This window comes from Sphingobium sp. LSP13-1-1.1 (assembly GCF_040676415.1).
In the GTDB taxonomy this organism is placed as follows: Bacteria; Pseudomonadota; Alphaproteobacteria; order Sphingomonadales; family Sphingomonadaceae; genus Sphingobium.
The window spans coordinates 1-10745 of the sequence record NZ_JBEGHU010000024.1 but is presented as its reverse complement, the minus strand read 5'-3'; the positions used below and the strand labels follow the sequence as shown (position 1 = coordinate 10745).

At 51.0% G+C, this 10745-nt stretch carries 16 protein-coding genes; 6 read left to right on the top strand and 10 right to left on the bottom strand.

Annotated features, from left to right (window positions below; genetic code table 11):
• The 4 genes from MRBLSP13_RS14860 to MRBLSP13_RS14845 form a co-directional block, all read left to right on the top strand.
• Nucleotides 1-1250 (top strand): bZIP transcription factor (locus tag MRBLSP13_RS14860; RefSeq protein WP_363755313.1); only part of this gene is annotated, 1250 nt, incomplete at its 5' end.
• Nucleotides 1250-1555 (top strand): hypothetical protein, encoded by a 306-nt coding sequence (locus tag MRBLSP13_RS14855; RefSeq protein WP_363755311.1) that lies wholly within the window; start codon nucleotides 1250-1252, stop codon nucleotides 1553-1555. The genes MRBLSP13_RS14860 and MRBLSP13_RS14855, both read left to right, overlap by 1 nt.
• A complete protein-coding gene (locus MRBLSP13_RS14850) occupies nucleotides 1555-2049 on the top strand; it encodes a hypothetical protein (RefSeq protein ID WP_363755309.1) in 495 nt (164 codons plus the stop codon). Before MRBLSP13_RS14855 ends, MRBLSP13_RS14850 begins: the two co-directional genes overlap by 1 nt.
• Nucleotides 2050-2233: 184 nt before the next feature.
• Nucleotides 2234-2602, top strand: a complete 369-nt coding sequence (locus tag MRBLSP13_RS14845) for a hypothetical protein (protein WP_363755307.1) — start codon at nucleotides 2234-2236, stop codon at nucleotides 2600-2602.
• Between the two features lie 37 nt (nucleotides 2603-2639).
• Here the strand turns inward: MRBLSP13_RS14845 and MRBLSP13_RS14840 are convergent, their stop codons facing one another.
• From MRBLSP13_RS14840 to MRBLSP13_RS14795, 10 genes are all read right to left on the bottom strand, one after another.
• Nucleotides 2640-2825 carry a hypothetical protein gene (locus MRBLSP13_RS14840; protein ID WP_363755305.1) on the bottom strand — a complete coding sequence of 62 codons (186 nt, stop codon included), beginning with the start codon at nucleotides 2823-2825 and terminating at the stop codon, nucleotides 2640-2642.
• The gene (locus MRBLSP13_RS14835) at nucleotides 2822-3010 is read right to left on the bottom strand and encodes a DUF3606 domain-containing protein (protein ID WP_363755303.1); all 189 of its coding nucleotides are present in this window, start codon (nucleotides 3008-3010) and stop codon (nucleotides 2822-2824) included. Before MRBLSP13_RS14835 ends, MRBLSP13_RS14840 begins: the two co-directional genes overlap by 4 nt.
• A 20-nt stretch (nucleotides 3011-3030) precedes the next feature.
• Nucleotides 3031-3543: a hypothetical protein gene (locus tag MRBLSP13_RS14830; RefSeq protein WP_363755301.1), complete on the bottom strand. Its 513-nt coding sequence runs from the start codon at nucleotides 3541-3543 to the stop codon at nucleotides 3031-3033.
• Between the two features lie 61 nt (nucleotides 3544-3604).
• On the bottom strand, nucleotides 3605-3940 hold the full coding sequence (locus tag MRBLSP13_RS14825) for a hypothetical protein (RefSeq protein ID WP_363755299.1): 336 nt from the start codon (nucleotides 3938-3940) through the stop codon (nucleotides 3605-3607).
• Nucleotides 3937-4161: a hypothetical protein gene (locus MRBLSP13_RS14820; protein ID WP_363755297.1), complete on the bottom strand. Its 225-nt coding sequence runs from the start codon at nucleotides 4159-4161 to the stop codon at nucleotides 3937-3939. Before MRBLSP13_RS14820 ends, MRBLSP13_RS14825 begins: the two co-directional genes overlap by 4 nt.
• Before the next feature lie 65 nt (nucleotides 4162-4226).
• Nucleotides 4227-4439 (bottom strand): hypothetical protein, encoded by a 213-nt coding sequence (locus tag MRBLSP13_RS14815; RefSeq protein ID WP_363755295.1) that lies wholly within the window; start codon nucleotides 4437-4439, stop codon nucleotides 4227-4229.
• 269 nt (nucleotides 4440-4708) lie between these two features.
• Nucleotides 4709-5263 carry a hypothetical protein gene (locus MRBLSP13_RS14810; RefSeq protein ID WP_363755293.1) on the bottom strand — a complete coding sequence of 185 codons (555 nt, stop codon included), beginning with the start codon at nucleotides 5261-5263 and terminating at the stop codon, nucleotides 4709-4711.
• Nucleotides 5264-5274: 11 nt separating this feature from the next.
• Complete coding sequence (locus MRBLSP13_RS14805) at nucleotides 5275-5961, bottom strand: hypothetical protein (protein WP_363755291.1); 687 nt, start codon at nucleotides 5959-5961, stop codon at nucleotides 5275-5277.
• Entirely contained in the window at nucleotides 5958-6635 is a 678-nt protein-coding gene (locus tag MRBLSP13_RS14800) for a hypothetical protein (protein WP_363755289.1), read from the bottom strand. The genes MRBLSP13_RS14805 and MRBLSP13_RS14800 overlap by 4 nt, the downstream gene beginning before the upstream one ends.
• 57 nt (nucleotides 6636-6692) lie before the next feature.
• Nucleotides 6693-8105, bottom strand: coding sequence for a DEAD/DEAH box helicase family protein (locus MRBLSP13_RS14795; RefSeq protein WP_363755287.1), 1413 nt, complete (start codon nucleotides 8103-8105; stop codon nucleotides 6693-6695).
• Between the two features lie 1099 nt (nucleotides 8106-9204).
• On the opposite strand from MRBLSP13_RS14795, the gene MRBLSP13_RS14790 reads away from it, so the two are divergent.
• Nucleotides 9205-9909 (top strand): hypothetical protein, encoded by a 705-nt coding sequence (locus MRBLSP13_RS14790; RefSeq protein WP_363755285.1) that lies wholly within the window; start codon nucleotides 9205-9207, stop codon nucleotides 9907-9909.
• Nucleotides 9910-10119: 210 nt separating this feature from the next.
• A partial coding sequence (locus tag MRBLSP13_RS14785) for a hypothetical protein (RefSeq protein WP_363755283.1) occupies nucleotides 10120-10745 on the top strand: 626 nt, incomplete at its 3' end.

Sequence of the window (10745 nt, the reverse complement as noted above, 5' to 3'; positions counted from 1 at the left end):
ATTTTCTGCGCGGTTCTGGCACGGATAGCAGCGGTTGGACTTCGACCGGCAATGGCTGGCCGCTAACGATCAACATGGAAAATAACGATGCGACGTTTGGTGGCCGCATCTACACACTTGGCAATGGCGAAGGTCTAACCGTTCAGGGCGCTGCTCAATATCAGGGCATTTCGATTAGGAACACCGCAGCCAGCGCGTCAGCTTTCGGCGGCAGTTACATCGACTTCAAGAACGAACAGAACATCTCCACTACTGGCGTTCAGGGTCATCACCAGACTGGCGGTAATGCTGATCTAGTTTTCCATGCAACTGGCGGAGGAAGCCGAACAGCAGATCGCCGCGAAGAAGTGTTCCGTATGACGACATCGGACAATACGTCTTACCGTCGCCTATACACACGAAGCACGACGCCAACAAATGACGTCTGGTCTGGTGCAATTGAAATCCGCGAAGTGAACTGGATTGGTTCATCCACCGATAACGCTTACGCGCCGTCGATCACTTTCCACTGGTCGGGTAAAGCAGCATCAGCACTCAAGATGTATGATGATGCCTCGTTCCGCTTCATCTCACAGGGTTCGACCGGCAACAGTTATCGTCAGGTCCACACGGGCGACCTGTATCTCCGCAATGGTGCTTGGTTGCGTCCATCGAATGGCGCATCGGGTATCTATTGGGAGGACTATGCGCGCGGTCTGACTGTTGCGAACAATGGTTCCAACTACGGCAATGTCAACATCTACGGCAGCGGTAACAACGCATGGTGCGGTTACTCGATCCATAACTGGATTGACTTCATGGCAAATGGCAGCGGCGCTGGTTCGATGCGAGGATTCTATTCCGCTGATAACGGCGGCTGGTTGATGTATTGGGACAGCAACAATAACGCTACCTTCGGCGGCAATATCACTGCTTACTCGGACGAACGCCTAAAGCAGAACAAGCGCCCAATCGACAACGTAAAGTCTCGTCGTGAAGGCATGGCGAAGGCTTCCATGCTCTATGAGCGTGACGGACTTACCCGCGTTGGTTTCGGCGCACAGACCCTTGAACTAGCAGTTCCAGAAGTGGTGAAGACCTCAGATGACCTGCTTGGAACCAAGAGCGTTAATTACATGGATATGGTCGCAATCCTCGCAGCTGACAATCAGCAGCAAGAAGAGCGCATCATCGAACTTGAAACTGAAAATGCCCAGCTACGCGAGATGTTCGCGGCGCTAGAGAACAGACTAACAAAGGCAGGTATCTAATGATCCGAACTATCCTGAGCCACGACCTAGAAGCTGGCACCGCACATATCCGCTTTGAGCATGAAGGCATCACCATTGAGGACACATACAACCTCATTCACTTGGTTCCCGGCACCGAGTATGTGATGGCTTCGATGGGGTTATCCTTCGACGAGTTCTACCAGAACAAAGCCATTGATTATCTGGAAGCCCGACTGCTTGACCAGATCGAGAGCGGCGCAATTCTGCCTCCTCCCCCTTCGGCAGACCCAGAGTATGTTGCACCGACAGAACCAGAGGAGCCTAGTGCCCCGGAGGGTGAATAATGACTCTCCAAACCTCCGGTCCCATCTCTATCGGCCAAGCAAGAGACGAGTTCCAGTTAAGCAACCCTGTTTCAATGAGCCACTTCTACGGTAAGAATGGCTTTCAGAGTAGCGGCGCTATCTCGTTCTCTGATTTCTACGGAAAGAGCAACTTGCTTGACACTCAGGTCGTAACAGTGAGGCGCTGGTTTGAAGATGGCTTCGATCTATATTACGGCTTCAAGTCTGGTACTGGCTCATGTGCAGACGGAACTTCAAACATCTACGGCGGTATCGCTATTACTCGTCTCTGCTATGACGTAGCACACGAACAGATCGAGTTTGACGTTGCAAGCACTGTAGCGAACTCAGGTTGGACCACGATGTATGTTAACGGAACACCGTTCCTAAGATCATCTGCTACCTTTAGCAATGGTCGCCAGTGGCGTTGGAATACCAACAACAATGTATTTGGCACCACTGAGAACGCAACAAGGACAATACAGTGGTATTGAGGGCGCTGAACCTCTGACGAGTAAATAACAAAACATAAACTCGTCGGAGGGTCGCCCGTATGAAAACCATTAAAAGCCTAGTTGATAAAGCTGCTACAGCTATCTCAAAGAACAAGTTCGTAGCTGCTGCTATCGTCTCACTCTTCGTCACTGTTGGCGTTGTGAACAGCGAAGATGCAGGCACTTGGACGAACATCGTCACTGCTCTAACTACCGTAGTCAGCGCAGTTCTGTAATGGCGAGCCAAGATGAAAAGGAAATGCGCGATCTTCTGGTTCGCTTAGATGAAACGGTGAAGATCGGCTTCCAGCATATGTATGCGAAGCTGGACGAAATGACCCGTCGAGCAGATGGACACGAAACCCGCATTAGATCGCTTGAGAACTGGCAAACAGAAGTTAGGGGTGGAGCAAAGGGCTTCTTCGCTTTCGGCAAGTTAGGCAGTGCCGTGCTAGGAGCGTTAGGCGGTTTGCTACTCGCAATGGGGTTGCAGTTCGCTGTGGTGGACAAGGACAAGCCCGTAACACCTCCGGCTACTACACAGCAGCATTGATGCAGCAAAAGCCCCGCCTTTTAGCGGGGCTTTCTCGTTAGCAGCCTGCCTGCCGTTCAGGGTTCAGAACCTCAGCAACAGCGTCATAGCTTTCCTCCACGCAGACACATACCTTATCTGCGAAGACAATCATCGTTCCGTCGTCGCTTGGCTGGAAGTAATCTACCCTGTCCAGATTTACGCTGACGGGATTTCCATCATTTAATGTGAATTCTGCGATCATCGCTTCCTCACTTGAGCAGCAGCGGCGTTGAGTTTGTTTCGATCATTGCCGACCTTCGCAATCAGATTTCTCGCGTCGGCAGCTGAAATTCCATGTTTGCGGGCGAAGTAGTTGACTTCATAACCCTCACCGGCTGCGACCCGGCTCCGATCAGCACCACCACGTTTGGCTTTGTTGTCGGCCATTTTCGCTCTCCTTCATTGGTTCAATGCCGAAACAGCTTGATCGTTCCCGATATGCCGACTGTGGAAAACCTGTGGATAAACCTGTGTTGGTGCTGGTGATAAGCCGCGCCAAGGAACCATTTCCCGGCTTTTGTGTAGGCCCGCCATGATCCCTGGCGATCTCGACCGTGACGCCCTGAATGCCCTGCGCTGCGAATATCCAGAGCTTGAGAACGAGATAGAGCACTTCTATGTTTGCGAGGCTTGCGGGCAGGCAGTCGATATGCGGCGTCTAGGTGATGGATGCGAACACGATAAGGCACGGGCTTAGCACTCAGAGTGGCAATCAATGCCTCTGAGAACTCGAAAGCTACGCCTGCTGGATTGTTGGGATTTGGAACCGCTAAAATCGCCGGTTTGCCTTTAATCTCAAACCTCACATCGAGATTTGAAATGTCAAAGACACTGTCGTCGGGATTGATTGCGTCCCATTCGATCGTGCTATCTTCGCCCTTGTTGAGCGTGATATTCAGGGATTTGTCCATCTGTGCCATGCCAGTATTTATTGGCAGGACGTTCAGTCAGCAGAATGGGCCGGTTGTTCCGGCCCATTAGTTAGTTAGAGAGCTTCCACATCATTGCTTGCTTCAAGCCTTCTTCCTCATCGTCATACAAGTTCGCAATACCGTATAACTTAGCAGCTACTCGGATATTTTCGGGAACCAACACTTCACGTGAGTGATCGACCGGGTTCGGAACGCCAGCTGAGAACCAAATAGTGACCTTACCACTTGCAAGCTGATCCAAACTGCAATGCGCGAACACGTTCCCACCCATGTATTCAATGGATAGATTGGCATCGGTAGCACACCTTAGGGTTCCGCCACCATCATAGGTAGCAAGCGCAGCTTCGTAGTCAGCCCTCAGATCATCCAGTGTCACCTTGCTCACAGGGCACCTCCATGCTGAGCAACCCATAAAGCCCTGAGTGTTTCATTATACAGCCTTAGAACCTCTCCATAGTCCTCAGCAGCTTCTCGTATGAACGCGCCTTCCATCGAGTGCCTTTCGTTCAAGCACTCTAGTTCCTCGATAAGCATCTTATTCAGGACTGCTGCTGCCTCTTCCAGTTTGTCAAAAACTGGATTGTTAACTACTCTACAGTTGGCCATGTTGTTCTCCTTGTTATTCTGTTCTTAGGAGGTATGTTCAGAGGGCTTGTGACCCTCCGAACCGTTTAGTTGTTTGTGCTGTAGAGCTTGATGCGCTTTGCGCTGATCCTGCGGAAGCCCTTAGTTGGGTGAAGCACAATCACGCTGCCATCCTTCTGGATGCCTTCACGGCTATCACTGACTACCTTACTGCGCTTGCCGTTCTTGATCCTTGTGTGGCGAGCCTTGCGGCGCAGAGTGGAAGCCTCGTTGGTGATTGGATCGAAATTCCTCTTCATTGTTGTGTTCTCCTTATTGTTATTTTCTACGAACACAGAAAAACCCCGGAGAAGCCTTCACTCCTCTCCGGGGTTCACGAAGTCCAACATGGTAGCTGGAAGTCGATAATCTCGTTAAACGCTAGAGTGAAGGTGCGTTCGATCTACACTCTTATTTATGCAGAATTGCAGATTAAGGGCCGATAAGGAGTGTAGAGCAGTAACCGCTATTAACTGCTCTACATGTTCATAATACGACTCCACGAACAGTCGCGTCTATATATTTCCAGCTAAATGATTGACGGCTCAACCAAGTCTTCGATCATGTGAAGCGTTGTCTTCAACCGAAGTTGCCTCTGTGTCTCGTCCTCGTCCGCTAATGCGCTTGGTTGGTTAAATGTGTGAGCCATCGTCCACCAACCGCTCATGGGATCGTCAATCAACTTCTGCTTGCCTGAGCAGCTTACCTTGATCTTGACAGCTTCCTTCTTAGAGACACGAACAGCTACCAAGCCAAAAACCTGAAATGGCTGATACCAAGCCTTCTTGCCATCCTTCTCTAAGGTGAGCGCCCTGCCGTCGAAAAATGGATCACAGTTTTTGATGATAAGGATTCGCTCAGCGGGTATGGGTTTGCCCGCTAAAGCCTCTACAGCTTCAACAGGATCGCCTTCAACATAGCCGACCCATATCTGGTTTAGTTCTTCGTCATAGGAGCCGTTGTCCATGACTTTATCTGCCAGCTTCTCAGCTAAGGCATAAATCTCTTGATTTACTTCTTGTTCGGCATCTTTCTTGCCGCCTGTCCAATCGAACAGTTCGTCAGGGTTTACGCTGTTGTCCATGCTCTGCCCTTTCACGGATAAACCTGCTCGATGATGTCAGCGAGCTTGCCCCACTCTTCATTATACCATGAGGTATCCTGCTTCAGTTTGCTGCGCTGAACGAGCAAGTAGAGTTGCGACCACCACAGACCAGTCGTGTCCTCTATGACAACCTGCTTACTCTGAGTAGCCAGTTTAGCCTTCATGGCTTCGGCCTTGGTCACGCGAAGGAAAAGAACGTCTTTGATATGATGTGGTAGAACAACTGTCTTGCCACACTGTATCGTTCTCAATCCGCGTAAACTCTGATGGTCTCTTGCGCGAAAGTAACGCTTCTTGTCGATGCCGTAGCCCAGCAATGACTTAATCGCGGAAACAGTGGTGCCACTTACGTGCCCAACCCAAATATGGGTCAGGGGTTGTTTTACCTGATCAGCGTTCTCAGTGAGCAGCTTCTTGAGCGCTCCATCGCCTATGTTTCCATTCGAGGCGCGAACCGAGGAAACAAGCTCTTCTGGCAAATGGCTCACGAGTTCATCGACCAGCGAACACCGAACGTCAGAGAACTGATCGCTGCGCTTTGCTGCTAATTCAGCCTCCCGCGCGATACGTTTCGCTTCCTGCTGCTGGAATGCTTCTCGTTCCAATCGGCGCTGTTCTTCTGTGTCGATTTTAGCTGGCGCGCCCTCACTCCCCCAATCAAACAACGCATCGCTCATTCTCCTATTGCCCCTTCCGCAATCAATATCCGTCTGAATTCCTCAATGTCTTCTGCTCGCGGCTCATCATCCTCAGGCTCGTCATCTGGTCCACTCTGAGTGAGAACCGGCAAACTGCTGTCGAGCACAGGATAAGCCCACCAGCCCGTCGGATATTCGAGGTCGCCTTTGATGGTCACGACGTAGCGATCGAGGTCCATATCGTTGGGATCGGGCGTCCAAAAATAGGAGGCCAGATCGAGCATTCTGTCGTCGCTCGTCAGGAAATCCGCGATCTGTAGCAGCTGGCTTTCCTTAGTGCCCTCAAGCAGCCACGCTAGGACGGTTTTAAGCCCCTCTGGCAGCACAACCCGCTGTCCATGCTCCCGTTGATGCTTGAGCAGCCCAACGTCGAATATGAGGCGTTTGAGAGCATCCTCGCTCACCCCTGCCCATCCGAGCAGCTTTTTCATCTTGCCGGTGATGTGGTTGCCGGTCGTGTAGCCAGCTGCAAATCCGCAATTGAAGCAGTTATAGACGACCGTATCGCCATCCTGCTTGATGCCGCCGCGCTGGCGCTGATCCTTCGATTGCCCGTTATGCTGGCAGCAAATGGCGTTGAATTTGTGCCAACCGCTGCCTGTTCGCCGTGCTGGCAGATTGCTCAAAAGAATATCGGCTACGAGGTTAGTCATAGCCGATCCCTAGAGAGTGAAGCGTTATCAGGCCGTTAAGCTGATCCGCTGAGACGCTTACTTGCGAGCAGCCTTGTATGAATCGTCCAACGCCTTGAGCCTTTCACGGCGCTCTCGTGAACGCTCGGTTGATGTCTTGGGACGCTCCATCTTCGGACGTCCGCGCTTACCTGCTCCGGCGATATTGTGTTCCAACTTGCGGATGCTGCAACCGGGAAAGCGTTCTTTCAGCCACTCAGCATTACCCTTGCTGGCGACGATCACTTCAACTGGTGCAATCGCCTTGTCGTCACGCAGCGAGCAGCGCATCATTGCCTGATAGTCTGCTTGGTAGCTAATCATCGAGTGCGACTGCTCAGCAGTGATGCCAATGTCTTCTAGGAATTTGTAAGCTGCATCGCGGCGGTTCAGGGCGCTAATGAGAACAACTCGGTTGCAGCTACGATAGTCTGGCTTGTCCAGACCATGAGCAACGCTTGGCAGTCGGTCTTTTGCTTCAAAGAACGTATCCTTCACAGAAGCGTTAGCGTGCCAAAGGAAGCGTTCGTTCGCGCAGTAGTCGCTAATAAAGTCGCGCAACTTATCGAGCGTCGTGCCTTCATCATCCTGTTTGTTGGCGTGACGCTTGCTCCAATTCGTATCGAAGAGATAACTGATCGTGAGGCGTGGACCAGAAACATGCTTGGTGTAGAGAAAGCCCTGAGCCAGATTGCTGTTAACCTGCCAATCAACATCGAAGAGGTTTTGCCAGAGAATGAACATCTCTGTGCATTCTGCATTCGCACCTAAGAATGTCACTTCCTTAAAGTCGGCTACGAATGTCGGTTCCAGAATGGCGAAGAAGTCCATGTGGCCGTCTGTATCTGGATTGTTGATGAGGTCTAGATAGCTCTCGGTGTTGACATAGACCTTCTCGTCGTCGTTCTGAATGGGTCGCAGCAAGGGAATGAAGTTCTCGACGTTCATGTCGTTTGTTGGATTAGCGATCAGCCTATCTAGTTCGATGGGCGTCTTAGGCAGCAGCGCACTTACCTTATCCGAGAGTGCTTCTGAGAGTTCCAAGTGGTCAGTTACAATCTGGTGTGTTTTCGCAATCGGCATTGGAATGTGCTTGAACACCGACATGAACTCGTCAACTACCAGATACCAGTGACGGAAGTGGCCGCGATCTTTAAGCAGACGAAGTGCCTCATGCGTGATGAGCAGGATTTCACCTTCATCTGGAATGGCCTGAGAAATGTGCTGTGTGATGCGTGGCGCAACTGCATCGAAGTCGAACCTCTTGTAGATCGAAGTGACCTTGCCGAAACCGGCCTTCTTGATCTTGGTTCGCGTCTGGTCGATCAGTTCGATAGTTGGCTGCGCGATGAGATATTTGTGACCCTGCTGAGCCTCTGCGATGGCATGATGGACTAGCTGATGGGTTTTGCCTGAGCCTGCGGGTGCGCTCACATACTGGATGGTTTTCATCTTCTTTTCTCCAAACAAAAAGCCCGACTGTGCAGGCTGGAATTGCACAGTCGGGCCAAGCTCTCTGTTTGAAGATAGACCAAGGCGTTCGCTGTCATAGACAACAGCGTTTCCAGCCCTGCGTCTACATTACTATTTAGCAATTCTGTCCCTAGAAAGTCACTTTATCTTTTCCCCGCAACGGCGCGCCACTTACATATTGTGCAACGATTAATACTACTAATATGTTTTTCGTTGCATCTGGACATCTACATATCTGGAACAACTTCAACTAAGAAATTGCGGCTGATGCTTTGCCGATCTGGATCGGGAGCCGTAAGGCGACCGAGACAGTCGAGAAAGCATCATGTCGCAGGCAAGCCATGGGATGCGCCAGCAGACCGAATGGCTTTGCCTCAATATGTGTTAAGGCATCCTCAAAGAGCGATTACTGATTTGATGGCATGGCCGCTTGCTCGCGCTGCGCGACCCTACCAGCAGACCAGCTATTCACCCGGCGTCCGCACTCACTCGCCAGCTCGTTCGCGCTCCAAGCCCGGTTCATATCTGGCTGCGACTTCTGGTTTGCTGGTTTCGTTCTGAGCTAATCAGGTCCAGCCAACTTGCTCAGATATCCCATATTCAGGGCTTTTCCGGCTCAGGACGAATGAAGCACTCGGAGTGATAGCCGGTTGGAGTAGCGCGCCGTTGCAGGCCAGTTTACCCGATTTTAACGAACGCCTCGCTAGGCCAGAACGACCGGAGCAATCCGGTGGCTCTTTGAAATTGTCATGTGATCCCTCGTAGATCGAACCGATGTTAAAGTCGCAAGCCAGCAATGGCCTAGCGGCGAGGCTAAAGCTGCAATTTGGTAGCTTGGAGAAGTCCCTTTGTAGTCACGCAGGCGACAGGCAGAAAAGCAGCCTTGTGCTGTAGATCGACACTAGCCCTGTCGAGATGAATGAGGACGCTAACTTGGTCCATCGCAATGCGTCGATGGTCAAATGCTGACTTCGTGTCAGAGTCAGGTGAATGTCATTCCAAACTCAGGTCATCAACTCATCGGTGGAAGCTGAGAAACTCTCGAAGCCTCACCACAATCTACAGAAGGACCCAAAGCATGGCAAATATGACGTTAAATCAGGTTAATCAGCTGGTTGCTGAGTTCAAGCAGAACAAGGCATCAGCTTACTTCACTCAGGATGAATCTCTTGAGCAGCAGATTGGTGATCTGCTTCAGGATCGTGACAGCAATGCTCACGAACTTGTCGCGGCACTGGTCGAACTGGCTCTTCAGCTGAATATCGAAACCCCGGACAACGGCTTCACGCAGTTCGTCAAGGATCGTAATCGCAGTCTGGCTAAGGGGGACAACAACAAGTTCGGACCCTTCGTCCAAGCGGTGTTCAGTGAAAAGGACTCCAACGGGACATGGCAGCTTCATGAGAAGCACAAGAGCCTTGCCAAGCACGCTAATCATGTTCGCTATCTGGTGAACAAGAAGAATGCTGGCGAGATCACGGGAAGCATTCAGGAATATATTCGCAACTATCCAAAGGTCGGCGAATTCTCGGGCCTTCGAGCAATCGAGGCTCAGGACCGCAAGGATAATCCGAGTGAGGGCCAAAAAACTCGCATCGACAATGCTCGTGAAAAAGGCAAGAAGGTCGCTGCGAAGGCCACTTTTAATAACGCGTTCGGCTTTGATGACGACGCCGTTGTTAAGTTGTGGGGCCGGGTCCGTAACGGTGCGCTTGAGGTAGTGGAAGCGAAGTTGGCTAACGCCAACGAAGCTGACAGCCTCTGGTATCGTTTGGGCAAGTGACGGCCTGACAGTCTAAAGAGCAAAAACCCCGGAAGGCATAACCGCTTTCCGGGGTTTTCTTGTATTCCACTAGAGCAACCCAGTTGAACAGATCAGCTAAAAGCTGACCATCTATTTACCCAACATATTGACAAACAGGTTCTCCTTAAAAGCCCTTAATCTGCAACTCTGCATAAATAGAGCAGTAGATCGAACAAGGAGAACAAAACAATGATCGACCCTGCTCTAGTTCTAGCTCGCTTTGCCAAGCGAACCAAAGACGCAAACGTCAAGCCACTCCACTACGCAACGGCTTTCGGCAGCAACAGCAACCCGATTATGGATGAAGTTATCTTCAACTACATTGAGGAAATGCGAGACAAGAACAAACCACTCTATATGGGTTTTACGTCCTATGTGAAAAAGCACATGAAGGACCATATCATTGAAAGCACTGCGCTCCCACTGGAATACCCATACAGCAAGAAAACACAGCTTGAAGAACGCCTCGCTGATCTAGGCTTGCCATACTACCAGATCGACACACAGGCTGATTTCACCAACACAGCAGAAGCACGAATTGTCGTAGCTTTCCCATTCGCAAAGCCGGTCACAGACGGCGCACTCTACACTCGCGTAGCTTCTCTTCTGTGGGATGAAATCGGCATTGATGCCCACACAGATGGTTGCATTACTCAGACGTTCCTCTTTGCTCCGTATTACCAAAATCCAAAGGTCGCGTTCAAGAATGCAGACCAGCCCTTCCTAGATGCACAAGCCTACCGCGATGCCCACGATGGAGTTTGGGTAGATGCAAGGTCGCAGCAAGTGCCCAAAGCGAAGCCACAGCAGGTCAG

Excerpts from the sequence above, each read along its gene's own strand:
- MRBLSP13_RS14855 (WP_363755311.1), top strand. The coding sequence starts at position 1,250 with ATGATCCGAACTATCCTGAGCCACGACCTAGAAGCTGGCACCGCACAT.
- MRBLSP13_RS14850 (WP_363755309.1), top strand. The coding sequence starts at position 1,555 with ATGACTCTCCAAACCTCCGGTCCCATCTCTATCGGCCAAGCAAGAGAC.
- MRBLSP13_RS14840 (WP_363755305.1), bottom strand. The coding sequence starts at position 2,825 with ATGATCGCAGAATTCACATTAAATGATGGAAATCCCGTCAGCGTAAAT.
- MRBLSP13_RS14835 (WP_363755303.1), bottom strand. The coding sequence starts at position 3,010 with ATGGCCGACAACAAAGCCAAACGTGGTGGTGCTGATCGGAGCCGGGTC.
- MRBLSP13_RS14830 (WP_363755301.1), bottom strand. The coding sequence starts at position 3,543 with ATGGCACAGATGGACAAATCCCTGAATATCACGCTCAACAAGGGCGAA.
- MRBLSP13_RS14820 (WP_363755297.1), bottom strand. The coding sequence starts at position 4,161 with ATGGCCAACTGTAGAGTAGTTAACAATCCAGTTTTTGACAAACTGGAA.
- MRBLSP13_RS14815 (WP_363755295.1), bottom strand. The coding sequence starts at position 4,439 with ATGAAGAGGAATTTCGATCCAATCACCAACGAGGCTTCCACTCTGCGC.
- MRBLSP13_RS14810 (WP_363755293.1), bottom strand. The coding sequence starts at position 5,263 with ATGGACAACAGCGTAAACCCTGACGAACTGTTCGATTGGACAGGCGGC.
- MRBLSP13_RS14805 (WP_363755291.1), bottom strand. The coding sequence starts at position 5,961 with ATGAGCGATGCGTTGTTTGATTGGGGGAGTGAGGGCGCGCCAGCTAAA.
- MRBLSP13_RS14800 (WP_363755289.1), bottom strand. The coding sequence starts at position 6,635 with ATGACTAACCTCGTAGCCGATATTCTTTTGAGCAATCTGCCAGCACGG.
- MRBLSP13_RS14795 (WP_363755287.1), bottom strand. The coding sequence starts at position 8,105 with ATGAAAACCATCCAGTATGTGAGCGCACCCGCAGGCTCAGGCAAAACC.
- MRBLSP13_RS14790 (WP_363755285.1), top strand. The coding sequence starts at position 9,205 with ATGGCAAATATGACGTTAAATCAGGTTAATCAGCTGGTTGCTGAGTTC.